This is a genomic window from Aristophania sp. ESL1142, assembly GCF_058107345.1.
On sequence record NZ_JBYLUH010000001.1, the window covers coordinates 234,479 to 260,041 of the forward strand.

Here is a 25,563-nt window from a genome sequence, read left to right on the forward strand (position 1 = left end):
TGACAATATCATTGAGATTCAGCCATTTCTGAGATGATGTCTCTTCAAGATAAAATAAAAAATCTTGAAGAGCTTCTGGCATCTGGCCGTAGTGCTACAGCTTTCATGCAGGATTTCTGCACGGTTCCGCTGCGAATCGTGCACTTACCCTGTGATGACTTTCCCTTTCCGGAAAAACTTCCTTTATTATTATCCTCTGCTCCCAGACCGGCGCAGCTTGTCGCCCGACACATCCGTCTTTACGCAGGCAATCTCTTGTTACTGGAAGCCTGGAACTGTTTTAACGCTGCCTTACTTCCTCCTCCCCTAATAGAAAAGCTCCGCAATAGTACGGTCCCTTTTGGCGCTCTTCTGGGAGAAAATTCTTTTATCAGAGAGGCTTTGGAATTTTGCCAGCCCTCGCCTATAAAACCTTATCTTCTCGCGCATCAGGCACTCTTGCACCGTCTTTCTGACAGACAGCCTCTGGCATTGGTCTATGAACATTATACCGAGCAGGCTGTGAGGCTTTTATCCCCTTAGTAATTTTATAGACCTTCGATAACGTAATCCTGCATGACGTTTGTCGGGCCCCAGTTAAGATGCTGTCCCCCATCAAGAGCAATCATCTGCCCTGTGACTGATGGCAGAGAAAGCAGCATTAAAGCCGCCTGTCCAATCTCTTCAGGTGAAGAGCCATGCTGTAAGGGCGTTTCGCGACACATTTTGTCAAAATGTTCTCTCGATTGCCCTTCAGCAGGCAGAACTGGCCCAGGACCAATGGCATTGACCCGGACGCGTGGTGCAAAAGCCATTGCCATAGTTCTGGTCAGACTCCAGAGTGCCGAACGTGAAATTGTATAGCTGACAAAATGCGGCGTTAAATTCCATACACGCTGATCGAGCATATGCAGGATAACCCCTTCTGCTTCATCTGGGAGAGCCTTTACCATCGCTTGAGACAGTACAAAGGGCGCACGCAAATTGGGCTGCATATGCCGGTCCCAACTTTCACGTGTGACATTATCAAACTCGTCACGTTCAAAAACAGAAGCATTATTAATCAGCACACCAACGGGACCAAGGGCATCTCTTACCTCCTGCATCAGGGGTAATAACGCTTCCTCACGCGACAGATCAGCCTGAACCACACAACCACGACCACCGATAGAGGCCAGTAACTCCTGAGCCTCTTCGTAATGACGATTACAATGAATGGCGACTGAAAAGCCCTGAGCAGCCAAAGCCTGCACCATGGCACGGCCGAGCCTTAAAGCACCGCCTGTCACAAGAGCAACCCGCGGCAGGGCGGAAGGGAGAGTGATCATTTCAAAAAAGTTCCTTTCTGCCTAAAAGGGCAGCTGCCAACGTCCCATCATCCAACCCTTCCAGCGCACCACCTATAGGCATACCATGACCGGGCCGGCTGATTTTTACACCAAAGGCGTTAAGCTGCTCATGGAGCCAATGGGCCGTAGTTGCCCCTTCGACCGTTGCCCCTAAAGCCAGGATAATTTCTTCAACGCCCTTATCCTGTGCCCGCTTTAACAAAGACGGCACATTCAGGTCATTGGGTCCGATACCATTAAGCGCGGATAATGTGCCACCAAGGACATGATAAAGCCCTTTATAGACACCCGCACGCTCCAGCGCCCAAAGATCACCTACCTGCTCAACAACGCAGATCACAGCATGATCACGATCCTGATCCCGACAGATTGAACATGGGGTCAGACTATCAAGATTACCGCAGCTCTCGCAAATCCTGACAGTACGGGATGCATTCTGGAGCGCCTCAATCAGCGGTTGGAGGCGCGTAACAGGGTTCTGCAATAAAGCCAATGTTGCGCGTCTAGCCGAACGTGGCCCCAGCCCCGGCAAGCGGGACAGACGTGTTATCAGAGCTTCAATTTCAGGGCTGTTACGCACAAATTGTGCCTCTCAAGAATGGCTTTTATTCAATCAGAAAGGCAGGTCGAGGCCAGGTGGAAGGGATATCCCCCCTGTTACTTTTTTCATCTCTTCTGCACTGGCAGCTTCAGCCTTTTTCTTTGCATCAGCGAAAGCGGCCAGAATAAGATCCTGCAACATTTCAACATCATCAGGAGAAACCACTTTAGGATCAATGGTAATGGCCTTCATCTCCCCCTTACCACTCAGGCTCATAGTGACCAGACCAGCACCCGCTTCTCCCTCAACCACCAATTTGGTTAGATTTTCCTGCGCTTCTTTCATGCGAGCCTGCATCTGGCTTGCCTGCTTCATCATCCCTGCAAGATTTTTCATAAATTCATTTCCTTTTTATTCAGTTCAAATCGGTTTCATCAATGGAATCTGCATCATAAGGTGCAAACTCAAGATCCGGTGTATAATCTTCGCCCAAAGGAATAATCTCTTCTGGGGGTAACCCATAGCCATCAAGTGTATGGTCATGAATAGAGGCAATCCTTGCTCCGGGGAAGCGTTTCAGAACAGCCATAACCAATGGATGTTGCTCAGCTTGCTGCTTATTCAGGGCAACAATCTGCGCACCCTGTTCATCCAAGCTTAATTCACCCTTTTCGTCAGAAAATTCGCAATGCCATAGTCCTGGATAAAGACGTTCAAGCAATGCCGGTAATGTTTTCTGTACACGCTTACGCACCTCGACATCACTCAAGCGTAGAACCAGCTCAGGAGGGGCAAAGCGGACCAGATGTGCTTCATGACGCAGAATCCCATGAAGCCAGGCTTCTTTCTCCCTGCCAACGAGAGCAACCATCTCACGCCAGCTTTTAGGTACTGGCAGCGTTAACGGTGCTTCTGCCACCTCTTCAATAACAGCCAGCCCTGGCGCATCTGACTCTATGATTACACCACCATTCGCCACAAGCTTTAAGGAGGCCCCGGCTGTTGGCTCAGGCCTTTTAAAAGCAGGGCTTTGCGGAACCATTGCCTGAGACAATGTCTGAGATGACGACTGTGCGGTAAAAGCTGCGCCATGTCCAGAAGAAGCTGCTGGAGGGGATATGACCGGCTTTTCCCCTTTTAACTGACGGATTAACTCATCAGGAGTCGGGAGCACACTGCTATAACAGAGCCGGATCAATATCATCTCAACTGCTTGCCGTCGGTCTGGCGCCTGATCAACTTCTGCCACACCTTTAAGCAACATCTGCCACGCACGACTTAGAACACTCATGGAAAGGCGGTCACAAAGCCGCCCTCCCCTAACTCGCTCCATTTCAGGAAATTCATTACTCTCCCGTAATGAGTGATCAATTTTAAAGCGTGAAAGAAGATGCACACCTTCCATCAGGTCCGTCAGAACCGTACGGAGGTCTGCTCCCTGTGCATAAGCCTGCTCAACGAAGCTCAAAACCTGCTCAGCCTGACCAGCCATGATAGCCTCAAGCATGTCAAAAACAAGACCACGATCAGCCTGTCCCAGCATGGCAGCAACAGATTTGGCATCCTCCGCACCCTGGGCGATCGCCTGATCAAGCAAGGAAAGTCCATCACGCACAGACCCATCAGCAGCTCTGGCAATCAGGGCAATCGCTTCAGCTGTAAAATGGGCATTTTCCTTCCCAGCAATCTGGCTGAAATGTTCCGCCAACTGGTTTTGCGACACGCGGCATAAATCAAATCTCTGGCAACGTGACAGGACAGTGACGGGAACTTTGCGTAATTCAGTCGTGGCAAAAATAAAAGTAACCTGATCTGGCGGTTCTTCCAGCGTTTTCAGGAGTGCATTAAAGGCATTACGCGACAGCATGTGCACTTCATCAATAATGAAGACTTTCATGCGTCCCTGCATGGGCCTGAAACGGGAAAACTCTATAATTTCGCGAACGTCATCAACACCTGTGCGTGACGCAGCGTCCATTTCCAGTACATCCGGGTGACGATCTTCCAGAATTGCAACGCAATTTGGACAAACACCACAAGGATCCGCAGTAGGCCCTCCCTGACCATCAGCTCCGGTACAGTTGAGGGCACGGGCAATGATACGCGCTGTTGTTGTCTTGCCGACACCCCGCACACCCGTCAGCATAAAAGCATGTGCAACCCGGCCAATTTCAAAGGCGCGGCGCAAAATCCGCACTAATGTATCCTGCCCAATCAGGTCATCAAAAGTGCGCGGGCGGTATTTCCGGGCAAGGACTTTATAATGTTGGGGTTTCCCAGTCACTGGAGCCGAGACTCCGTTCTCGGGAGCAGCTTCAGGAAAAAGGCTTTCTCCTTTTTCCTCAGGTAAAGGCAGAGTATCATCATCCATAAGTGAAGACCCTTCCCCTTTTTTCAGAACCTTTTGCAGGAATCTTTACCAGTCTTATCCTTTTAAAAGGTGGAAGGCCGGACATCCGACCCAGCTGGAAATCACTACGGCTGCTTCCTTCCGGACCTGACCGGGTTCGCGAGCCAACCGTCCAGCGCCGACCTTCCAAAGCCGCTTCTAGCACAATGAGGGGGGGATAAGGCAACCCCCTTCACTCTTTTTAGATGGGGCTTTTTAATCAGGGCTGTCACTATTCCCCAATTGCGGCGCCACCAGGATGACGCGGATCTGCCACACCATAAAACCGCCCTGTCTTTCTGGAATAAAGGTCAGGCGCTCCTGTGATAATCGCTTCTGCCATACCCCAGGGGCCACGACGCACAAACTGGTAACCTTCACGTTCCAGCACCTGCTGGACCGGAAGCGACAGAGCACCCTGCTCCATCTCGACAACCGAGGGCATCCATTGTTCATGGAAACGTGGTCTGATAACTGCCTGACGCAAATCAAGGTGATAATCCACCAATCCCAGAACCATATGCAGCACAATCGTAGGAATCCGTGACCCACCGGGACTTCCGAGCACGGCAACCACATGATTTTCCTTTGTCATAATGGTTGGACTCATTGAGGAGAGTGGTGTTTTCCCTGGAGCAATTGCATTAGCTTGAGACCCGATAATACCGAACATATTGGGTGCACCAGCTCTGGCTGAGAAATCATCCATTTCATCATTCATCCAGATCCCCGTATGGCCTGCCATAACACCCGCCCCAAACCAACCATTGAGCGTGAATGTTACGGAAACAGCCAGGCCATTTCCATCTATGACCGAGAAATGCGTTGTTTCCCTTTTTTCTGACAGCGTGGGGGATTTTTTAAGCATCTGCAAAGCAGGTTCAGCCCGCCCTGCCTGCAAATATGATGATTCAAGAGACTTGTTATCAGGGATCAAACGACGGATTTCATCAGCATATTTCTTATCCATCAAATGATCTACAGGATTGGAGATAAAAGCAGGATCTCCCAGATCACGACGATCAGAATAAGCATGACGCATGGCTTCTAATTCATGCTGCACAGAGGATGCCGTCCCTAAGCCTGAACTGGCAAGATCATATCCCTCAAGAATATTCAGCATTTCACATAAAGCGATCCCTCCCCCACTTGGAGGGGGTGCTGTATGGATGACATAACCCCGATAGTTGCAATCTAATGTTGGAAGAAGCCTGATCTGATAGGAAGTGAAATCCGCGCCATTTAAAATCCCCCCCTCATCATGGCTGACACGCAGGATCTCGCCAGCAATCGGGCCGTTATAAAAAGCATCCTGTCCATAACGGGCAATTAATGCCAATGTGTCCGACAGATCTTTCTGAACAAGACGGTCACCCACCTGGAGGTCTTGGCCATCAGGACGTAAAAAAACCTTTCTGGCGAAGGGGTCTTTATGGAAATAATCCCGGCCTGTGTGCAAAAGCTGTACATCCCCTTCTTCCAGCACAAACCCTTCACGTGCCAGTTTGACAGCCGGTGCCATATCAACAGCCCGGCTTAGCCTTCCCCAACGCGAACGCGCACCTTCCAGCCCCGCAACAGTACCCGGCACAGCAACAGCCTTCCAGCCCGTAACGGAAGCCTGACTATCAACCTGCCCATCCGGTTTGACAAACATATCTGCCCGTGCCTGTCCAGGAGCATGCTCACGAAAATCAACAAAAACTGTATGATGATGCCTCAGATTACCCGGACCAGCATTATTATTACCACGACCAAGATAGAGGGTCATAAACCCTCCGCCCCCCAGATTCCCTGCTGCGGGATAAACAACAGCCAGTGCGTATCCCACCGCCACAGCTGCATCAACGGCATTGCCCCCTTGTTTCAGGATATCCGCCCCAACCTGGGAAGCCAGATGTTGGGCTGATACGACCATACCATGGGGCGCTGAGACCATTACCCCAGCTTGCTCTTTCTCTACTCCAAACGCAAGCGGATCCTTACCCGAAGGAACTATATCAGCCAGAGCAGGAGAGGAAATAAACGTTGCAACCAGACAAAAAAGAAACCGCAATTTCATAAACGCTTTTCCTCTCGCAAAGATATCCTGCAGGTCAGGAAAGCTTATAAGGTGGCTTCGTATAACCTTTGGGCGAAAGCGTGAAAACCTCGCAGCCATTTTCGGTCACACCCAGCATGTGCTCAAATTGGGCTGAAAGTGTGCGGTCGCGTGTAACAGCTGTCCAGCCATCTGCCAAAATCTTGACATCAGCTTTCCCGATATTGAGCATTGGCTCAATGGTGAAAACCATACCCGCTTTCAAAATCGTTCCCTTGCCGGGCTGACCATAATGTAGAACATTGGGTGCTTCATGAAATGTGCGACCAATGCCATGACCACAGAAATCCCTGACAATTGAGAAACGATTTTTTTCCGCATGAGTCTGGATTGCATGGCCGATATCACCGAGAGTAGCCCCAGGTTTCACAACTTCAATGCCACGCATCAGGCATTCATATGTCACATCGACCAGTTTCTCAGCTTTGCGGGATGCTTTGCCGACAATATACATTCTTGATGTATCGCCATACCACCCTCCCAGAATGGACGTCACATCAATATTGACGATATCCCCTTCCTCAAGTTTTTTCTCACCCGGGATTCCATGACAGACCACATGATTCACTGATGTACAGCAGGACTTGGGAAAGCCTTTATAATTAAGAGGCGCCGGAATAGCTCCACGCTCTATCGTAAATTCATGAATAATACGGTTGATTTCTTCAGTAGTTACACCGGGCTGTACATGATCGGTAATCATATCAAGCGTCTCTGCCGCAAGCTGACCAACAAGACGCAACTGTTTAAAATCATCTTCCGTATAAAATGTAATACCGTTTTTTTGATGAGACCCCATGACCCCTTTATCCTATCCTCTTCAGAAAGTCCCTAAAATGAGACCCTCCGACCTGAAGCGCAAGAGTAAAATGGGACCCCTTTATATATCATTATCCGTTCAGCCCGATCCTGGACACCCTGTTCAGGAACGATGATGCCCACGTATGGATACGCGCGTTTTATGCACAAGACGCGCTGCCCTTGTCGCCCCTTTTCTGTGAGGACGGTAAGAAACAAGCCGCACGGGACTGCGAAAATGTCTGGATTTGACACCAGAACGTTTTCCCTGTTTTGCGAGCAATATTTTTGCCGGGGCTACTGGTTTGATAAGCGGTAAAGGCACATGTCCCTCTGCCATGAACCCTTTATTAAGCAAGGCAATCATTTCTTCATTACGAATTCTGTTGGTCCGTGCCCCAAGAACGACACCAATCAGACGTGTATCACTCTGCCAAGCCGAACTGACCAAATTATGCCCTGCCAAAGACGTAAAACCTGTTTTCAACCCATCAGCACCAGCATAAACACCTAATAATGGATCATGATTGGGAATTGTACGGCGATTAAAATAAAAACTCCGCACATTAAAATAACGATAATCCTGTGGGAAATCTTTCATGATATGGCGGGCAAGTACTGCCATATCCCGTGCAGTCGTCACCTGATCCGGATCAGGTAAACCGGAAGCATTTCTAAAAGTGGTGCTGGACATTCCCAATTGGTGAGCCGTACGAGTCATCTCACTGGCAAAACTGGTTTCATCCCCACCGCCCATATATTCACCTAATGTGCAGGCGGCATCATTTGCGGATTTTGTGACCAATCCCAGAATAGCACTTTCAACCTTGAGCATGCTGCCCGGTCTCATACCCAGCTTAGATGGCTCCTGCATGGAGCAATGGATAGAGACAGGCATTCTGTCTTCAAGCCCCATTCGTCCTTCAGAAAGAGTCCTGAACGTGATATAAAGGGTCATCATTTTCGTTAATGACGCTGGATAGCGCTGAAGGTCCGCATCACTGGCAGATAAGACCTTGCCCGTATTAGCATCCATGACAAGGCTAGAAATATGCCCCGCATATTGTGCTTTTGCAGCGCTGCCGATTCCTAGGGTAGCGGCAAGACATGTAATGAAAAAAGAACGGGAAAAGACGCGCATTGTCAAAAACTCGACCCCCAAAATTTATTCAGGCAGAAATTCATTCAGACAGATTGGCGGAGTCCATAAGCTGTGAGACTCCTTAATTTTATCACAGAGGGTAAATTATCCGCCATTTTCAGCCCAAAATCTACCTTAATTTAGAGAATTTCCAACGCATTTTTTATAAATTTTGGTATTATTTTACTTTTCGGGAAACGTCTTCTCAAATCATTAAGACTGCCTCATATAAAATTGAAGGAAAACTATCTTCCCAGCCTGCCTTCTGACACGGAGTCTTTTTCTAGAGGTTATCATGGCAAAATCTGGTCCTCATAATGCGCCGCAGGGAGAAACCCTGACACAATTAAAAACCCGCTTGGCTTATCCTTCCATGTTCAAGGTCATTATGCTGAATGATGACTTCACACCTGTTGATTTCGTCATTCACGTCCTGCAAAGTTTTTTTAATAAAACGGCAAAAGAGGCACAACAGATTGCCTGGGACATTCATCATAATGGAAGTGGCCTTTGCGGTATCTATACTTATGAAGTTGCAGAAACCAAAGTGACGCAGGTCAATGGTTATGCCAATAACAATCAACATCCTTTATTGTGTATTCTTGAAGAAGCCTAACACGTTACCAATTTTCTAAGATGCACTCTTTCATTCTCAGAGGAGTTATTCATGTTCTCTTCCGTTCTTGAGCAAACGCTTGAGCGAGCTGAAACTCTGGCAGGGAAATATAAACACGAACTGATTACTCTTGAGCATCTTCTTCTGGCGTTATGCGAAGATTCTGACGCCCGTTCCATTATGGAAATATGCCGCCTGGATATTGAACAGTTAAAAACAGATCTTTATGAGTTCATTACCGACCAACTAGGCACAATCGTCACTTCAAACCCGCAGGCTACCCCCTCTCCCACTACGGCTTATCAACGGGTATTAAAGCGAGCGGAAATTTATGTGGAGAGTGCGGGGAAAACCGTCACAACCGGCGCCAATGTTCTTGTTGCCTTTTTCCCTGAACGCGACAGCTATGCCGTTTATTTTTTAAAGCGTCAGGGTATGACGCGGCTTGATGCCGTTCATGCCCTCTCTCATGGGTCTATTGCACATCTTGAGCATAGGAAATCAGCACAGACTGTTTCCTTTAATGAAGATGGACATTTTATCATGCAGCCGGGCAACGAAAATCAGGCCCTTGGCAATTACTGCACCAATTTGAACGCATTAGTACAGAAAAAGCAGATTGACCCCTTAATTGGGCGCGAAAAAGAAGTCATGCGCGTCATACAGATTTTATGCCGCAGAACGAAAAACAACCCTCTTCTGGTCGGTGACCCTGGTGTCGGCAAGACAGCTATTGCGGAAGGCCTGGCTTACCGCATAGTAGAAGGAAAAGTACCTCCTGCCTTAAAATCAGCTATTGTTTATAATCTTGATCTGGGTAGTCTCCTGGCTGGCACACGCTATCGTGGTGATTTTGAAGAACGCCTCAAAATCATTATGACAGAATTACAAAACCAGCCTGGCTCCATTCTATTCATTGATGAGATCCATACACTCATTGGAGCCGGCGCAACGACAGGAGGCGCCATGGATGCTTCCAATCTGCTCAAGCCGGCCCTGGCAGCAGGAAAATTACGCTGCCTTGGAGCAACAACCTATAAGGAATACCGTCAGTTTTTTGAAAAAGATCATGCTCTGACACGGCGTTTTCAGAAAATTGATGTTACTGAACCCTCTGAAAAAGAAACTTTTCAGATTTTACGGGGTTTGAAGTCACGTTATGAACAGCATCATAATCTCCATTATACAGATGCCGCCCTCAAAGCCGCTGTCGATCTGTCCACGCGTTATATTCATGAACGTAAACTACCAGATAAGGCCATTGACCTCATTGACGAAGCCGGTGCTGCTTTCCAGCTACAGACAGGAAGAAAACGCCACGTTGTCAGAGTGAGTGATATTGAAAACATCATTGCAAAGATCGTCCATATCCCTCCACACGCCATCAACAAGGATGAGCGTCAGGCACTCCGCGCACTCCCTCAAGATCTGCGCAAGGCTGTCTTCGGGCAGGATCAGGCTCTTGATAAACTTAGTTCGGCCATCATCCTGTCCCGCTCAGGCTTACGCGATGAGGGCAAACCTGTTGGTAGTTACCTTTTTTCTGGTCCTACAGGGGTAGGGAAAACAGAAGCTGCACGCCAACTGGCCATGACACTGGGGATTCCCCTTATCCGCTTTGACATGTCTGAATATATGGAAGCTCATTCCGTCTCACGTCTCATTGGAACACCCCCAGGTTATGTCGGATTTGAGCAAGGCGGCCTTCTGACGGACGCCATCGATCAAACGCCACATTGTGTCCTGCTTCTTGACGAAATTGAAAAAGCACATCCTGATATTTATAATCTTCTCCTACAGGTCATGGATCATGGGAAACTCACCGACCATAACGGGAAACTGGTTGATTTCCAGAATGTCATCCTGATCATGACCTCTAATGCCGGTGCTGCCGAGCTTTCTAAAGAAGCTGTAGGTTTTGCCCGTGATGCGCGTTCCGGCGATGATGAAGAAGCCATTAAACAGCTTTTCACCCCGGAATTCCGCAATCGTCTCGATGCTATTATTCCCTTTACCCCTCTTTCACCTGAAACGATGAAGCACATCGTCAGAAAGTTCATCACCCAGCTTCAGGCGACACTATCCCACAAACATGTTCAGCTCCACCTGACGCCAAAAGCCTATGAATGGCTGGCAGAAAATGGATATGAGAAACTTTATGGTGCCAGGCCTCTGGCAAGATTGATCGAAGAAAAGATCAAGAAGCCACTTGCTGAAGAACTCTTATTTGGAAAACTGATAAAAGGTGGCCATGTTACAATCAGCGTGCATAAGGACCAGCTTATTTTCACCATTGAAAGTAAAACACCACCTTCTTTATCACATTGACCAGACGATATATCAGTAGATTAATACTTATTCGTAACGTTTTCCATTTACGGTGACGTAACCACCCCAAGGCCATTTGCGACTTGTACCATGATGCGTCCAATCAAGGCCCTGCCGGTGAGGAGCATCGAAATAATAACGCCCTCTTACGTCAATCATATCGCCTTCCCTGACCCACGGCCAATGAGGTGCATCCATATTATCAAGATTTGAAACAATCCGTAATGTCTGATTGACGCCTACTTTCATAAGGAAATAACCATGCCACCCACTGCGACTTTTTCTGGCACGATAGACTTTTACGACAGAGCCACACACATGTTCAGGAAACTCAAGATGGCGCCCATATGAGACATTCTTATGACTATATTGCTCCATCAGAATGGTTTGGTCATGCAGAAACTGTTCATTATCGCAAGATATTGGCATTTCATGACGGTCATTAAGCCCCAGATGCGCCTGTGCGGCAGGAGCTGTCATCAAACCTATGATCAGGCTTGTCATTCCACCCAGTGATCCTAGCATTAAAGCACGTTTCATCTTCATCCTCATTTATCCACTCTCGGATCTCGGTCATAAAATTTCAAACACAATAAGCTAAAATGCTAAGTCTCTGGGACTGATAAAATTATATATACATTCATACACAAAATAGTATAGTTCTTGACCTTGAAACCTTATGTCAAAAATAATTCTCTCTCGTTCCTTGGGGAAAAAACCGTGCATGACCAAGAGATTAACCAACATTTAGCACCAGTAGAAAATAACAAACACGATTATTGGTTAGCCCTTGCCCGCTCTTTGGACTGGATAGATTTCCCACAAAAAACGGATCAGTCTCACTTTGGGGAAAATGCCGTCATTTCCTGGTATGAAGACGGTTCTTTGAACATGGCTGCAAACTGCCTGGACAGACATGCTGCAACACATGGAAACAAAATCGCGCTTATCAGTGTTGGTAATGAAGAAGGCCAAATCAGGCAGCTGACCTACAAAGAGTTACTGGCTGAAGTTAAAATCGCTGCCAATGTTCTAAAAAGGATGGGCGTAAAAAAAGGCGACAGGGTTGCGATTTTCCTCCCCACTATTCCAGAAGCAGCAATTTTTATGCTGGCCTGTGCAAGAATTGGAGCAATCCATGTTGTTCTCTTCGGGGGGCTTTCTTCAGCTGCTCTGCAACATAGATTACGCGATGCCAATCCCTCCGTCCTCATTACCCTTACAAAAAGCCGCCGTGGTGCCAAAGAGCTGGATTTCCTCCATATCGCCCATAATGCATTGGTCAAGTTGAACCCAGAGCATGCAATAAAAATCCTTCTCATTGATTCTGATATCGAAACAAATGAAGGTTATCCAAAGGATTATGTACTCTATGAAACGTTACGTTCTTTAGTTTCCGAAGAGTGCCCTTACGTTCCTATGCAGGCGACAGATCCGCTTTTTATCCTTTACACTTCAGGAACAACGGGGACGCCTAAAGGGATTATTCATTCTACTGGCGGCTATGCCAGCTGGGTTCATTACAGCTTTGTCAGAACATTTTCTCCCACAGAAAATGATATTTTCTGGTCTACTGCCGATATTGGATGGATCACAGGACATAGCTACACCATTTATGCCCCTCTCCTATTTGGTATCACGACAGTTCTGTCCGAGGCACCTCCAACATATCCTACATCAAAACGATGGTGGCAGATTATTGAGGCACTAGGTGTAACAATATTCTATACAGCCCCGACAGCCTTGCGCCTGTTAAGTCGTCTACATAATGGGGCACCAAGCAAAGAGGAAACGAAATCCCTGCGTCTTCTCGGCTCCGTTGGAGAACCATTGGATGCGGCTTCATGGAACTGGTTCCATCAATATGTTGGTCATTCTACCTGCCCTTTACTTGATACATGGTGGCAGACCGAGACAGGAGGGATCATGCTTTCACCTCCTGATAAGAATAAGGAAAGAAATGACCCTCACATGGGGCTGGAAGCCTCTGAATATCTGGAAATTGCCCTTCTGGAAGAAAATGGGTCAGAGGTAAAAGGCGCTGGCGTCGGCGCATTATGCCTCAAAGCCTCATGGCCGGGTCAGGCACTTGGCATCTGGGGACATAAAGAACTTTTTCAGGAAATCTATTTTTCTGCCAAACCGGGATATTACCTTACAGGCGATGAGGCCGAAAGAACGGCTGAAGGTTATTACCGTATTTTAGGCCGTATCGACGATGTAGTGAATATTTCAGGCCATCGGGTCAGCTCGGCTGAGATTGAAGAGTGCCTGCTCGCCAAGGATACTGTCAGGGAGTGTGCTGCTATTGGCATCCCTCACGGACTAAAGGGCCAGTGCATTGCCCTTTTCATTGTGCCTGACCATAAAAATACACTGACCAAAGAGGGTGTAACATCCTGTATCACACGCGCTATTGGCGGTTATGCGAGGCCCGATTTCATAGAATTTCGTCATTCTTTGCCGAAGACATCCTCAGGCAAGATCGCACGCTCTGTCCTGAAAAAACAGATCATCCATCAGGAAGAAAATACGTAAGACATTACCCTCTTTGCTCCCGGTACTGACACACACTTTTTCGTAAAGTGTTTGTCAGTACCGCCATCAATTGTGCATGACACTATAAACTATCAATCACACCACCATCAACACGCAACGCTGCCCCACTGGTGGCTGAAGCCTGGACTGAACAGGCATAAACCACCATATTGGCAACCTCTTCGACGGTTGCTGCCCTGTCTATTATGGAAGAAGGACGGTTCTTACGTACAAAATCACGCGCCAGTTCTTTAATTGAGCGTCCTGTGCGCTGGGATTCCTCCTTGAAATTGGCCTCCATTCCTTCTGACAAAGTCGGACCGGGCAATACGGAATTAACCGTTACACCCGTCCCTGCCATACGTTTGGCCAAGCCACGTGCGATAGAAACCATCGCTGTTTTTGTAAAACCATAATGAATCATATCAGCCGGAATGTTAAATGCCGATTCAGAAGAGATAAATACAACGCGGCCCCAGCCTTTCTTTTCCATTCCTGGAAGATATATCCGTGACAAGCGAACAGAAGAGAGAACATTTATTTCAAAAAAGCGTCGCCATTCATCATCATCAAGATCGAAAAAATCCTGTGTTTTATAAATACTCAGATTATTGACGAGAATATCACAACTTGGAACGAGACGATGTAATTCAGCAGCCCCTTGTTCAGTAGAAAGATCTGCCGCTACTTTAATAAGGCTGGCATGAGGGAGTTCTGCCAAAATTTCTGCACAGGCTTTCTCTACCCGCTCCCTGGTACGCCCATTAATCACGACTGAGGCACCACTTCCAGCCAGCCCTTTGGCAATCGCAAGACCAATTCCAGCAGTTGAAGCTGAAATAATGGCTGTTTTTTCTGAGAGATCAATTTGCATTTCCCAACTCCTTCTCAAGAAATCCTGTATTGCTTACAGACTATTTATAACGCCACCTTCAACACGCAAAGCGGCCCCCGTTGTCGCAGATGCCTGCTGAGAGCATATGTAAACAATCATATTCGCTACTTCTTCAGCTGTAGCTGCCCTCTGAATAATTGATTCCGCATGTTCGGTACGCACAAATTCATCCACGACTTCCTGAACCGGTTGCCCCTTCTGATCTGCCTGTTTCTGAAACAGATCTGCCATACCTTCTGTAAATGTTGGCCCCGGCAAAATTGAGTTTACCGTCACCCCTGTTCCCGCCATTTGTTTGGCCAGACCACGGGCAATTGCCATCATGGCAGCCTTGGTACTGGCATAATGGATAAGATTTGATGGCACAGTCAGGGCACATTGTGACGAAATAAACAGAACCCGCCCCCAGCCCTTTTCTTTCATAGAAGGAAGATAAAAACGCGCCAGCCTTATGGAAGAGAGAACATTCACATCAAAAAAATGATGCCATTCGTCATCAGTCATTTTAAAGAAATCAAACCGGTCAAAAATACCAAGATTATTGATCAAGATGTCACAGGCAGAATAGCGGGCAAATAATGTCTCAGCACCTTCTATGGTCGAAAGGTCAGCCACAACCCCGTCAATCTTCGCATCAGGATCGTCAGCCCTGACAGAGTCCAATGCCCGCCCTACAGTCTTTTCAGACCGCCCATTAAGGACAACAGACGCACCACTCTCCGCCAGCCCTTTAGCGGCTGCCAGGCCAATCCCTCCTGTTGAAGCAGAAATAATCGCCGTTTTCCCTGATAGATCAATCAGCATTACAGAGCCTCCTTTTTACAGAATCTCACGCACTTTCATCACAAGTTATAATCCCTGTGTTTCGGGTAACTCTATCTGATCTGTTTTCTATTTTCGGTAAATATAACAAAAAAAATCCCCACCGAAGTGGGGATTTTCTGTAAGTGATTTCCAAAATCCTTACTTTGCAGAATGATCTGGCAATGTATAGGCAATGATATAATCACCGAGATCAGGTGAATGGCTTGCACCACCCGCTGATACGACAACATATTCTTTACCCGTTTTGGGGGAACGATAGATCAAAGGCGCAGAAACCGCTGCCACAGGCAAGGGCTGACGCCAAACTTCTTTTCCCGTCAAAGAATCCAGAGCACGGATATAATAATCCTGCGTTCCAGCAAAAAAGACCAGACCAGAAGCCGTCGATGTCGGACCACCAAGTGTCGGCATACCGATCGGCATGGGCATATGGCTCTTCACGCCATAAGGACCAAGCTCCTTAGCTGTTCCCATGGGGACACGCCACATGATCTTTTTACTTTTCAGATCAACAGCCGTCATTGTTCCGAAAGAAGGTGTATTGCAGGGAACCTGAAGTGGAGACTGCATGACATCAATACGAACACCAGCGTAAGGACCAGCCATCTGAGGACGCACAGTTCCAGTAAAGCCTGGAATCTCGTCAGTAGAGATTTTATACTTCGAAGCTTCTTCCTTTTTCACCAGTTTCATACGCAGTGGCATGCTCATATCATTAACGAACATGATGTCACGGCTCTCATCAATAGAGACACCGCCCCAATTCAGCCCACCAAATACGCTTGGCCATTCGAGGTAATCTTTCTCACTTGGGGGTGTGAAAGGCCCTTCATAAACCGAATTCTTATAAAGAATACGGCAATAAAGCTGATCGAATGTACTGACACCCCACATAGCCTTTTCTGATAGAGGTGCTGCACCAATAACGGGCATACCAACCGAGAAAGGTTGTGTTGGCGAAACATGTTCCCCTTCCGCACCATTGGTTGGCACGGGAAGTTCTTTCACTTCCGTAATGGGTTTACCTGTACGACGATCCAGAACAAAAATATTACCCCATTTTGTTGTCTGGATCAGAGCAGGAACTTTTTCACCCTGAGCATTTGTGAAACTATAGAGAACAGGCTGTGATGGCAGGTCGAAATCCCAGATATCATGATGGACTGTCTGGAAAACCCACTTTGTTTTTCCTGTAGAAGCATCGACTGCAACAATTGCTGCACCGAATTTTTCTTTATAGTCAGGACGATCACCACCCCAATAATCAGGAGGACCATTTCCTGTGGGCAGATAAACAAGATTCAGATCTTTATCAAAGCTTGGAACAGCCCAGACATTAGGTGTTTCAAGCGTATAGGTCTGCCCCTCTGGTGGTGCACCATTATTGTCAGGGTTCCCAACATCCCAAGCCCAGACAAGAGAGCCATTACGCGTATCATAAGCACGGACAACACCAGAAGGCTCTCCATGAACAATATCACGTACCCAGCTACCCAGAATGACAGTATGGCCTAACACAACTGGCATTGCTGAAGGATGGTAGCGTTTGCCATTTTCAGCCGGGCCAATCTGCTTTTTGACATCAACTGTGCCATTCTCTCCAAAGTCAGGACATAAAGCGCCCGTATGAGCATCAAGTGCAAAAAGGCGACCATCTACGGTTGAACCCAGAATACGCTGACGGCAGATCTGAGACGTATTGGCTGCTTTTTCCTCAGCGGTCAGGCTCGTATCCTTATCGAAGTCATAATACCCAACACCACGGCAGGAAACATGCTCAGGCGCATGTGCTTTGGCATCATATTTCCAAAGCATTTTTCCTGTATCAGCATCAAGGGCAGTAATCAGACTCTCTGGTGTACAGGAATAAAGGACATTACCAATCTGCTCAGGTGTATCCTCATCCACACCAATCGCAGGACCTTTAATCCTTCTGCCAGTATGATAAACCCATGCGACTTTAAGCTGATTCACGTTTTTACGCGTAATCTCATCATAAGGTGCGAAACGGGTACCATCTGCATTACGGCCAAAAAATTCCCAGTTTTCGGGCTTATCAGTCGTTGCGTGGGGAACTTCCTGCTTCTTGGCATTAATTGCTTCAACATCCATGATTTCTGCATGAGGCAGGAAAGATTCCACCAATGCGACAAGCAGACATCCAATCATGACGACGCCGGAGCCGAAATTCAGACGCTTTTCTGAAACAGGTAACCGGGAGAATGTTGCGACGGCCCACTGCCCCATACCAAAAACAATAGCAGGGACTACCAGACGCGGAAGAAATGCCCAGAAACCAAAGACAGGCACGTCACAAAACGACCAGATGATGGTTGCCAGAAAAACAACAATATTGAAGAAAACTGTTACGCGACTTTGTAAAAAAACCAGAACTGCAAGAACAACATATGCAAGCCCTGCCAAAAGATAATAAAGACTTCCCCCCAGCACTGCCAGCTTGATGCCGCCATAAAGCAGCCCTATCCCGACGAGCAGGCTGATAATGCAGAAAAGGCCTCGATAAGCTTTTGCCACAGAAAAGTGATGATCCTTAGACTGATCCTCACCCATATTACTACTCCAGTGTTTCTTGGGCTTTATCCGCTTCATGAAAAAACGGATAAAAATCCTGTGATTTCATGGGCCCCTAACAGGCTGGTAGCGATTGCTCAGGGAACCCCGCCAAGTGTCCTCGGCATGGACCTTATAAGCCCTGACACATTTTTTTTTCCAGTAATTCCTTCATAGAAATATTGTAAAAAAGCCTATAGGTAAAGAATTTTTAACCGTTTTTTTTGGCTAAATTTCAACAAAAAAAAGTATTCGTGAAGATGACTGAAATAGTCGTCACAATTTCGTGCTTTGCTAAAAACCATATCCATAAAATAAGTTAACGAAATCGATTCGTTAGCTAAAAAGTCCGTTTTTCTCAAAACCCTTAAAGATAAATGGGGCGATATCCCAGTATGGTAATATATGCATATTAATGATATATGTCAATATAACTACATATCTGGAAACTATCCCCCCTCTCTCACCCGCCCATGTGGCACCGACAGGTTAACTTAAAGTTCATGGCGTACAATGTTTAAGTATAAAAATCCTGCCCCCATATCTTTCGGCACAAAATCCCTTCTGAAATGGAACTTCCTTATTGGTGGGAGCCTTCTATGGGGATATTGTGCCGGCATCTCCCATGCTGCGGCAGACAAAGCCTCACAAGCATCTTTCCCCCAGATGGAAGCAACACTCCCACATTTTGCTGTATCAGGTGAGAAACAACAGCCACTTCTTAATCTAGCCTATCCCACACTTCATCCTGGGGCAGCATCTGCGCCCTCTCCAGAAGTGCATAAAACAGATATTCCTGCCGCGACTGCTATACCGACAACAGATGAGCCTGACCCTAAAGTTCTTATCCGCCCGGAAAACTCTGCCCTACCTTTAACGGGTGTTCCTGTTGCACCCTGGCCTGGCTTGGCAACATCAGTGATCCCTAGTGTCAATGCCTATGGGGGAAACTCAAAGCATAAAATAGAGCTTGACGCCCTGACAGATGGTGAGGGGCCTTCTGCCCTGCTTCCCCGTAGTTGGGACGCCTTAAGAGCTGGTGATCTGGATGACCCATATTACGTCCCCAGTGCTGGCGCAGGTCACTTACTGCCACAGATTATGCCTTTCAGAGAAAGATTGCAGAAAAAGGGCTTTGTGTTCTCCCTCAGCTATAAGGGAGAATCAATGGCCGATATCTATGGTGGTAAACGCCGTGGTATGGATTATGTCCATGAGCTGACATTGCAGATGAACTTTGACCTCGACAAATTACTGGGGTGGAAAGGTTGGTCATTCCATACATTGCTCATGAACCGTGCCGGTCGTCAGGTCAGTTATGACAGGGTTGGCGAACATAAGATTCTGCTGATGGAAGTCTATAGCCTGTCAGGGCATGTTGTTGCTCACCTTGTTGATTTTTATGCCCAGAAAAGTTTCCTGAATAATAAGATGGATGTCATCTTTGGACGAATGTCACTATCACATGTATATGCGACATCTCCTCTGATCTGTACTTTCATGCTGATCTGCTCAGCACCTGTTGCGTTGAAGCAGGACCCTGGCCTGTCCGTTTATCCTAAGGCGACATGGGGCGCCCGCTTCCGCTTTCGTCCAACACGAGACACATCAATCATGGTTGGCGCCTATCAGGTTTCTCCTAATAGCAGCAATCCGAGTGGCTGGTCCTGGGGAAGTGAAGATTCAACGGGTATGTCCATTCCCATTCAGTTTACGTGGAAACCTTATCTGACACGCAATCGTCTAGTCGGACATTATGTGTTTGGCTTTGACCATGATACGTCTCACTACCCTGATCTTTTGAAATCAGGCAAAAATTTCGTAGATCATAACCGTTTCCGTGCGGCCCCGGTTGATACTTTCTGGTTTGAAGGTGACCAGATGATTTATCGTAAGGGTGGTCGTAATGAAATGGCTGGCGGTTACCTCATGTTTGGTTACATTCATAATACACCACACGTCACCATGATTGATGACGAAGCCTATGGCGGTTTCTCATTTAACGGCGTCATTCCTGGCCGTCTTCTTGACCGCCTTGGTGTCCTGTACACTTGGTATCATTTCAGTAATCGTAACAGAAAAGGTCAGGAAGCAGCCCTGGCAGGTGGCGCTTCATTGGGTGAGGATATTTTTGCCCCCCAGAGAACTGCCCATGTTATTGAAGCTTATTACTCCATTGACACAGGCATTGGCATCACAGTTGCACCGGAGTTTGAATATATGATTCACCCAAGTGCTGCCCATGTCATCCCTGATGCTGCGCTTGTTGGGCTGAAAGTAAGCGCCAATCTGTAAACGTAGTAACTTTTAAAACCAGTAAAAAGGCCATTCATCTTTTGACGAATGGCCTTTTTCATAAAAACACATTGCAAGGACTCACCCGAAGGATAGAAATTACAGGCCCCCCACAGATCCCTCTTACACAGCTCCCATTTTATCTATGCGGCATTAAAGGATCGACATTCCCTGTAAGACCATCAAGCACACTTTGAGCCAGTTCAATCAACGGGGTGATAGGCAATTTAGAGTCTAATATAGCCCTGATCCCATATTTCTGGGACTGGTCTGCCAGACGAAGAAAAAGTAGCCTGTCTTCATTAGGGACCAGCCCGGTATCCAGAGAATTAGCCTTCTGGATCAGAGACCAGAGACGCTGATTTTTCGAAAGGGCTATTCTCCGTTCAGTAAAATTCGTCGAATGTTCAACGGCAACTAGTTCAGAAATAAGAGCCCTGAAGCACTGAGCATCTGCATCTCTATCTGACAGGGCAGATGTTACTGAGCTTTGATAGGCTTTTCTGGCACGATTCTGATACATATTTCCCTTACATTCATGAGAACAATGACAATAAAATGCAGATCACTCAGGAATTAACTGCCTTACCTGGATCCTTTCCAGTATCATTTGCGGGGGGATTTGAGACGTCGCCACTATCACTTGCAGAGGTTTCTGGATCTTGTTCAGATGAAACTGATGACATAGGCGCAAGGACATCCCCCATCTGCACATAGAGACCATCATCCCCTCTGACAACACCTGTAATCGTCCCATGAACCAGAAATGGGACCGATAAGATATTCCCGGCCTGATCCGCTGTCATAACAGCAACATTATAGGCCCCATCAGGAAGTTGATTACCATCATTATCTTTACCATCCCACTTCCATGTCTGTAGATGACCATCAGACGTAATGATGTCGTTTTTAACGATTTTACCATTTTCGTCCGCAATAGAAATTGCAATTTTCTGACCACGAGGCTGGTTAAAGACAAGAGAAGTACTACCCGATTGTAAAGGCAACTTGTCAGTCGCAACAGTAGCGTCTTTCCCGATCAATTGATTACTTTGTGAAAGTTGTTCATTTTCGTTAAGTGAAATCAAGGTTTCTAGGTTCTTATTTGTCTGTACCTGTTGTTCAACAGCCGAAAATTGAGCCAACTCGGAAGCAAGCTGCTGATTATCCATCGGACTTGTTGGATCCTGATGCTGGAGCTGTGTTGTTAAAAGAGTCAGGAACTGATTCTCATTTTGCGTCAGAGACTGAAGAGCACCGGATGCATTATTAGTGGATCGCGTCAGATTATCAGTAGGAGAAGATGACCTAGTTGTATTGCCTAACGCCGCCATATTTGTACTCTGAAACAGATTATTAACACCAGATGCTGCCGAAATAGCCATAATATCGTGTGCCTTCTATACTGAAATGTTAATGCCGCGGCGGATCAAATCTGAAGATAAGGAATGTGTGGAAGAAGCATTCCGCTGCTTCGTAACGAGGATTCCCTCATTTTGCGCAGATAATTCAGAAGTTTCAACAGAATTAACAACTTCAGAGTGCCATTCCTGCTGTGTGGGATTATGCTGGCTTTGTTTTTGCTCTGAAAAAGCAGAAAAAGCAGCACCATTATTAAAAGATCCGTGTCCCTTCTCGCCAGCCATATTCCCTGTGTCTGTTGGAAGTACCGCTATTTTAATACCCGCAGGCTGAATGCCTGCTGCATCAAGATGATTTATAAGTTCCTGACGTGTCTTTTTCAGAGCGGCCGTAGTCGCTTCATCCGTTCCCTGGAGAGAAAGCGTTGCCAGATTATCTTCCAAACGCGTTAATTGGACATGCACTGACGTTTTACTCTCCGTCGTAACAGTCATATTAAGTGTCGAAGGAATATGCGTTGCTTTCGGGAAAAAGGCGTTTTCCGCCTCCAAACGTCCTGTTTCTACAGTTTTATGAATAGGGGCAGATTGCGTCATCACATTATCACGGCCAGGCTTCGCAGCACCATCAGAAAGAATATTAGTGATTTGTGCTATATCACCCGTCACTGTTTTTACATCTTTCTCATTCGACCTCTGAGAAGCACCCTGCGTAGAACCACCCCCAGATTGCGAAGATTTGCTGTTAACGCCCTGCACCTCACTAAATAACACATCCTTATCAGATCGCGTTACCGGCTTATCACCCATCACCTCTATGCCAGGATTATTCTGCTTCAACACTGATACAGGCGATTTCGTATCACGACTCTGTCTATGATTCTCTTTTTCTTCCGCTCCACTCTGAGAGGCAGCATCAAAATCACGTCCCTGCCGTTTATTATCAGAGAGAATCTGCGTAGCCATCTCAGGCGAAACAGCAATAACTGAATTTTCGTCTTCAGATTGATTGCGTTCCTGTAAATTAAATAATGTCGAATTCTCTAAAGGTATATTTAAAGCAACATTATTTGTTACAGAAATATTAGAAACAGAAACATTACCATCCATAAGAGGAAAATTTATATCATCTTTCTTTTCTGTTCCATTTACACCAAATAATAAAGATGAACTATTTAAAACCTCAGAATCAGTCGTGCTGATTTCTTCCCTATTTACAGAATTATCAACATTATTGCCTGTAGCATTCGCAATTATGATTTGCTTCTGCTCAGTTTTGGAAGATGAATCAGAAGAAGGACTAGCAAGTGGGTTAGAGGCGTCATTAGGAACAAAGGGTGTTGTTATATTGAAGCAGATATTCTGGGGCTGTCCTGAAGGTTGTGGCGCCACAGAAGGGGCACTTTCTTTACCCTCTTTCAGATCATCATCACTATCACCCAGACCGTATTCTGCCTCTGACACATCTGAACTTGTCTTAATTATCTGAGCGTTATCATCTGTCTCTGTATTATCATGAGGAACATCATGATCGTGTCCTGGCTCATCCTCTTTATGCGAGGATTTTTTATTTACCTCAGGCTTTGTCTCTTTTTTATTCTCCACACTCCCCGAGGAAGAAATAGTATTTTTATCATTAGAAGCATTATTTTCATCAATTACTGAAGAAAATTTATGAGAAGAGGGTGTCTTCCTGGCTGTAACGGAAGGCTTCGCCTTTAAAGACTCATCCTTATTACCAGTAATTGTCAGAAGTGAAATTCCCATCTTTCCCACCTTCCCTCTTTTCTGAAAAATCCAGAAAAGAGGCTCAAGCTTATTCTTAACGCGTCAGATCCGATACCATAGAATCAACTGACGCAAAGTCAGGCATATATTCCTGCGGAATATCTTTACGGCCAATTTCAACACAAACCTGAGGCGACTGCCCCTGAACAAACGAAACAAGAATAGTCTTTATGACATTATAGAAGTGATTATCTAACTTGACCACCGTTTTCATACGCACTGCAAGTGGGCCAACAACTGTATAGGCACAAAGCACACCAAGGAATGTCCCAACAAGGGCTCCAGCAATCATTTCACCCAAAATAGCAGGCGGTTTACTGATAGCCGCCATGGTATTAATAACCCCCAGCACCGCAGCCACAATTCCGAGAGCTGGCAATGAGTCTGCTATATTTTGGAGGCAGTCTGCCATTTGCAGGTCTTCAGCCAGATTTTTCTTCAGCTCCCCACTCATAATTTCATCAAGCTGGTATGCCTCATCCATATTCATGCTGATCAGACGCAAATAGTCACAGATCATGTTTCTTGCTCGATTATCTTTCTGAATATTAGGAGAAAGTTCAAAGATACTACTCTCCTTCGGATTTTCATAATGATCTTCCAGGGATGTAAACCCCTTCATATTTGCCTGCCTTAGAAGGCGGTATAACAAGGCAAGTAGATCCATATAGCTTTTTTTATTATATGATGGTCCTTTTAAAACCAGAATCAGATAATGAGGGAAAGTTTTCAGCGTAGTGATACTATTGGTCATAATAAAAACACCAATAGAAGCACCGATAATTGTCAAACCCTCGAACGGCATTGAGGCCAAAAGTGGCCCCAACGCCCCGCCTGAGAGCACAAAAGAACCAAAAACAGCCATAAAGGCAAAACAGATACCGCCTATATAAAGCATCTCAGCAATGTCTCCAGGTGGTTAATGCGGTTGACCAGACGAAGGGGCAGAAGGCACCGGGGTCTGGGACGAAGAATTATTTGAAAGGAACGATTTCGGTAAAGGAGTACGGCGGTGAATAACAAGAACGATACGTCTGTTTGCTGGATCCTCCGGCTTTTCTGGAATAGCAAGATCCCGGTCAGCCTTACCAATAACGCTGACAATCTTATGATCTGGATAACCTGCCTTAACCAAAACCTCTCTAGCCTGGTCAGCCCTCATCTCAGATAGAGTCCAGTTCGAAAGAATACCTGTTTTCTTTTTGGGAGAATGATATGGCTGGCCATCTGTTTCGCCAATAATCGAGATATCTTCTGGCAGAGTAACAAGCCATTTCGCTATCGTCTTTAAAAGGATTACCCCATCCTTATTTAATCTGGTGGCCCCTGTATCAAACATGGTCTTCTTGCTCGTATCACGCATTTCAATACGAATTTCATCAGAACCTATTTGAAAAGACAAATTTTCCTGCAAAGACGCTAGAGCAGCATTTTTCTGTACGTCTTCCTTTAGGGCTGCCATTTTCTCCGACAATTTTTCCTGCTCATCCAAGGGGATCGGAGCGGCCCCATCTGAATCTGCTCGACTCTGTCCTATGCGCCCTACATGCTGTGCGCCACCTGTTTTAGGTCCTCCCAAAGGAATAATGGCCGGAAGGCGGGGCGGAACATGATTTTTAACCCCTATAGAAATATCATTTGCATCTTCTGGCAAAACTGTAGGCGGTATGACAATCGAGTTAATCGTAGGCTGCGGAGGCGAAGTTACTGGTTCATCACTTTCCTGCGGCTTAATCGGCTGCGATTTTGCAGACGGTACAGGAGAAGCTTTCTTGGACGCCTGAATAAACGCTGAGGGAACACCAACCTGATCCGCCATAGGATTGAAGAATTTTGCAATACCATGACGTTGTTCATCAGTCGTAATGCTCAGAAGCCACATCAGGAGGAAGAATGTCATCATAGCCGTCATGAAATCAGCATAAGCAATCTTCCATGCACCCCCATGAGCGTTGGCTTCCTCACCGCCTCCACGTCTGATAATAATTGTCGGAGTGTTTTCTTTATTAGGCATCGTTATTACAACATATCATCACTTCTCTCTAAAG

21 protein-coding genes and 1 other RNA gene are annotated in these 25,563 nt (G+C 46.5%); 5 read left to right on the top strand and 17 right to left on the bottom strand.

All coding sequences use genetic code 11. From position 1 onward, the window contains the following. The first annotated feature begins 33 nt into the window (after positions 1-33). The gene (locus AC3B6P_RS01040) at positions 34-522 is read left to right on the top strand and encodes a hypothetical protein (protein ID WP_489804307.1); all 489 of its coding nucleotides are present in this window, start codon (positions 34-36) and stop codon (positions 520-522) included. Between the two features lie 5 nt (positions 523-527). On the opposite strand, the gene AC3B6P_RS01045 is transcribed toward AC3B6P_RS01040, so the two are convergent. From AC3B6P_RS01045 to AC3B6P_RS01080, 8 genes are all read right to left on the bottom strand, one after another. After that, positions 528-1,307 carry an SDR family oxidoreductase gene (locus AC3B6P_RS01045; protein WP_489804308.1) on the bottom strand — a complete coding sequence of 260 codons (780 nt, stop codon included), beginning with the start codon at positions 1,305-1,307 and terminating at the stop codon, positions 528-530. Position 1,308: 1 nt separating this feature from the next. Further along, positions 1,309-1,908, bottom strand: coding sequence for a recombination mediator RecR (gene recR / locus AC3B6P_RS01050; protein ID WP_489804309.1), 600 nt, complete (start codon positions 1,906-1,908; stop codon positions 1,309-1,311). Positions 1,909-1,941: 33 nt separating this feature from the next. Continuing rightward, positions 1,942-2,265: a YbaB/EbfC family nucleoid-associated protein gene (locus AC3B6P_RS01055; RefSeq protein ID WP_489804310.1), complete on the bottom strand. Its 324-nt coding sequence runs from the start codon at positions 2,263-2,265 to the stop codon at positions 1,942-1,944. Positions 2,266-2,284: 19 nt separating this feature from the next. Next, a complete protein-coding gene (locus tag AC3B6P_RS01060) occupies positions 2,285-4,240 on the bottom strand; it encodes a DNA polymerase III subunit gamma/tau (RefSeq protein WP_489804311.1) in 1,956 nt (651 codons plus the stop codon). Between the two features lie 69 nt (positions 4,241-4,309). Then, positions 4,310-4,406, bottom strand: an RNA gene (gene ffs, locus AC3B6P_RS01065) — signal recognition particle sRNA small type. An 84-nt stretch (positions 4,407-4,490) separates the two neighbouring features. Beyond that, complete coding sequence (gene ggt / locus AC3B6P_RS01070; protein WP_489804312.1) at positions 4,491-6,320, bottom strand: gamma-glutamyltransferase; 1,830 nt, start codon at positions 6,318-6,320, stop codon at positions 4,491-4,493. A 34-nt stretch (positions 6,321-6,354) separates the two neighbouring features. Next, positions 6,355-7,158 carry a type I methionyl aminopeptidase gene (map, locus tag AC3B6P_RS01075; protein ID WP_489804313.1) on the bottom strand — a complete coding sequence of 268 codons (804 nt, stop codon included), beginning with the start codon at positions 7,156-7,158 and terminating at the stop codon, positions 6,355-6,357. 123 nt (positions 7,159-7,281) lie between these two features. Beyond that, entirely contained in the window at positions 7,282-8,298 is a 1,017-nt protein-coding gene (locus AC3B6P_RS01080) for a D-alanyl-D-alanine carboxypeptidase family protein (protein WP_489805511.1), read from the bottom strand. A gap of 295 nt (positions 8,299-8,593) precedes the next feature. Here AC3B6P_RS01080 and clpS point away from each other — a divergent pair, with 295 nt between their 5' ends. Together clpS and clpA are read left to right on the top strand one after the other, a co-directional pair. Next, positions 8,594-8,914 carry an ATP-dependent Clp protease adapter ClpS gene (gene clpS, locus AC3B6P_RS01085; RefSeq protein WP_489804314.1) on the top strand — a complete coding sequence of 107 codons (321 nt, stop codon included), beginning with the start codon at positions 8,594-8,596 and terminating at the stop codon, positions 8,912-8,914. A gap of 51 nt (positions 8,915-8,965) precedes the next feature. After that, entirely contained in the window at positions 8,966-11,242 is a 2,277-nt protein-coding gene (clpA, locus tag AC3B6P_RS01090; RefSeq protein WP_489804315.1) for an ATP-dependent Clp protease ATP-binding subunit ClpA, read from the top strand. 27 nt (positions 11,243-11,269) lie between these two features. Here the strand turns inward: clpA and AC3B6P_RS01095 are convergent, their stop codons facing one another. Then, positions 11,270-11,782, bottom strand: a complete 513-nt coding sequence (locus AC3B6P_RS01095; RefSeq protein ID WP_489804316.1) for a DUF3465 domain-containing protein — start codon at positions 11,780-11,782, stop codon at positions 11,270-11,272. A gap of 180 nt (positions 11,783-11,962) precedes the next feature. Between AC3B6P_RS01095 and AC3B6P_RS01100 the strand changes: the two genes are divergently transcribed. After that, positions 11,963-13,780 (top strand): AMP-binding protein, encoded by a 1,818-nt coding sequence (locus AC3B6P_RS01100; protein ID WP_489804317.1) that lies wholly within the window; start codon positions 11,963-11,965, stop codon positions 13,778-13,780. Positions 13,781-13,862: 82 nt separating this feature from the next. Here AC3B6P_RS01100 and AC3B6P_RS01105 read toward each other — a convergent pair whose 3' ends face one another. The 3 genes from AC3B6P_RS01105 to AC3B6P_RS01115 form a co-directional block, all read right to left on the bottom strand. Further along, positions 13,863-14,654 carry an SDR family NAD(P)-dependent oxidoreductase gene (locus tag AC3B6P_RS01105; protein ID WP_489804318.1) on the bottom strand — a complete coding sequence of 264 codons (792 nt, stop codon included), beginning with the start codon at positions 14,652-14,654 and terminating at the stop codon, positions 13,863-13,865. 33 nt (positions 14,655-14,687) lie between these two features. Next, entirely contained in the window at positions 14,688-15,479 is a 792-nt protein-coding gene (locus AC3B6P_RS01110) for an SDR family NAD(P)-dependent oxidoreductase (RefSeq protein ID WP_489804319.1), read from the bottom strand. A gap of 159 nt (positions 15,480-15,638) precedes the next feature. Beyond that, the gene (locus AC3B6P_RS01115) at positions 15,639-18,035 is read right to left on the bottom strand and encodes a membrane-bound PQQ-dependent dehydrogenase, glucose/quinate/shikimate family (protein ID WP_489804320.1); all 2,397 of its coding nucleotides are present in this window, start codon (positions 18,033-18,035) and stop codon (positions 15,639-15,641) included. 549 nt (positions 18,036-18,584) lie between these two features. Between AC3B6P_RS01115 and AC3B6P_RS01120 the strand changes: the two genes are divergently transcribed. Continuing rightward, positions 18,585-20,366 (top strand): carbohydrate porin, encoded by a 1,782-nt coding sequence (locus AC3B6P_RS01120; protein ID WP_489804321.1) that lies wholly within the window; start codon positions 18,585-18,587, stop codon positions 20,364-20,366. A 139-nt stretch (positions 20,367-20,505) separates the two neighbouring features. Here AC3B6P_RS01120 and AC3B6P_RS01125 read toward each other — a convergent pair whose 3' ends face one another. The 5 genes from AC3B6P_RS01125 to AC3B6P_RS01145 are packed head-to-tail and all read right to left on the bottom strand — an operon-like array spanning position 20,506 to position 25,529. Beyond that, complete coding sequence (locus AC3B6P_RS01125) at positions 20,506-20,889, bottom strand: flagellar biosynthesis regulator FlaF (RefSeq protein WP_489804322.1); 384 nt, start codon at positions 20,887-20,889, stop codon at positions 20,506-20,508. A gap of 46 nt (positions 20,890-20,935) precedes the next feature. Continuing rightward, positions 20,936-21,751, bottom strand: coding sequence for a flagellar hook assembly protein FlgD (locus tag AC3B6P_RS01130; protein WP_489804323.1), 816 nt, complete (start codon positions 21,749-21,751; stop codon positions 20,936-20,938). Between the two features lie 15 nt (positions 21,752-21,766). Continuing rightward, on the bottom strand, positions 21,767-23,494 hold the full coding sequence (locus tag AC3B6P_RS01135) for a hypothetical protein (RefSeq protein ID WP_489804324.1): 1,728 nt from the start codon (positions 23,492-23,494) through the stop codon (positions 21,767-21,769). Between the two features lie 55 nt (positions 23,495-23,549). Next, the gene (gene motA / locus AC3B6P_RS01140) at positions 23,550-24,413 is read right to left on the bottom strand and encodes a flagellar motor stator protein MotA (RefSeq protein WP_489804325.1); all 864 of its coding nucleotides are present in this window, start codon (positions 24,411-24,413) and stop codon (positions 23,550-23,552) included. Positions 24,414-24,434: 21 nt separating this feature from the next. Further along, the gene (locus AC3B6P_RS01145) at positions 24,435-25,529 is read right to left on the bottom strand and encodes a flagellar motor protein MotB (protein WP_489804326.1); all 1,095 of its coding nucleotides are present in this window, start codon (positions 25,527-25,529) and stop codon (positions 24,435-24,437) included. Positions 25,530-25,563: the final 34 nt, after the last annotated feature.

Bases quoted from the DNA above. Each gene is read 5' to 3' on its own strand.
- AC3B6P_RS01040 (WP_489804307.1), top strand. From the start codon at position 34: ATGATGTCTCTTCAAGATAAAATAAAAAATCTTGAAGAGCTTCTGGCA.
- AC3B6P_RS01045 (WP_489804308.1), bottom strand. From the start codon at position 1,307: ATGATCACTCTCCCTTCCGCCCTGCCGCGGGTTGCTCTTGTGACAGGC.
- AC3B6P_RS01055 (WP_489804310.1), bottom strand. From the start codon at position 2,265: ATGAAAAATCTTGCAGGGATGATGAAGCAGGCAAGCCAGATGCAGGCT.
- AC3B6P_RS01060 (WP_489804311.1), bottom strand. From the start codon at position 4,240: ATGGATGATGATACTCTGCCTTTACCTGAGGAAAAAGGAGAAAGCCTT.
- ggt (WP_489804312.1), bottom strand. From the start codon at position 6,320: ATGAAATTGCGGTTTCTTTTTTGTCTGGTTGCAACGTTTATTTCCTCT.
- map (WP_489804313.1), bottom strand. From the start codon at position 7,158: ATGGGGTCTCATCAAAAAAACGGTATTACATTTTATACGGAAGATGAT.
- AC3B6P_RS01080 (WP_489805511.1), bottom strand. From the start codon at position 8,298: ATGCGCGTCTTTTCCCGTTCTTTTTTCATTACATGTCTTGCCGCTACC.
- clpS (WP_489804314.1), top strand. From the start codon at position 8,594: ATGGCAAAATCTGGTCCTCATAATGCGCCGCAGGGAGAAACCCTGACA.
- clpA (WP_489804315.1), top strand. From the start codon at position 8,966: ATGTTCTCTTCCGTTCTTGAGCAAACGCTTGAGCGAGCTGAAACTCTG.
- AC3B6P_RS01095 (WP_489804316.1), bottom strand. From the start codon at position 11,782: ATGAAACGTGCTTTAATGCTAGGATCACTGGGTGGAATGACAAGCCTG.
- AC3B6P_RS01105 (WP_489804318.1), bottom strand. From the start codon at position 14,654: ATGCAAATTGATCTCTCAGAAAAAACAGCCATTATTTCAGCTTCAACT.
- AC3B6P_RS01110 (WP_489804319.1), bottom strand. From the start codon at position 15,479: ATGCTGATTGATCTATCAGGGAAAACGGCGATTATTTCTGCTTCAACA.
- AC3B6P_RS01120 (WP_489804321.1), top strand. From the start codon at position 18,585: ATGTTTAAGTATAAAAATCCTGCCCCCATATCTTTCGGCACAAAATCC.
- AC3B6P_RS01125 (WP_489804322.1), bottom strand. From the start codon at position 20,889: ATGTATCAGAATCGTGCCAGAAAAGCCTATCAAAGCTCAGTAACATCT.
- AC3B6P_RS01130 (WP_489804323.1), bottom strand. From the start codon at position 21,751: ATGGCTATTTCGGCAGCATCTGGTGTTAATAATCTGTTTCAGAGTACA.
- AC3B6P_RS01135 (WP_489804324.1), bottom strand. From the start codon at position 23,494: ATGGGAATTTCACTTCTGACAATTACTGGTAATAAGGATGAGTCTTTA.
- motA (WP_489804325.1), bottom strand. From the start codon at position 24,413: ATGCTTTATATAGGCGGTATCTGTTTTGCCTTTATGGCTGTTTTTGGT.
- AC3B6P_RS01145 (WP_489804326.1), bottom strand. From the start codon at position 25,529: ATGCCTAATAAAGAAAACACTCCGACAATTATTATCAGACGTGGAGGC.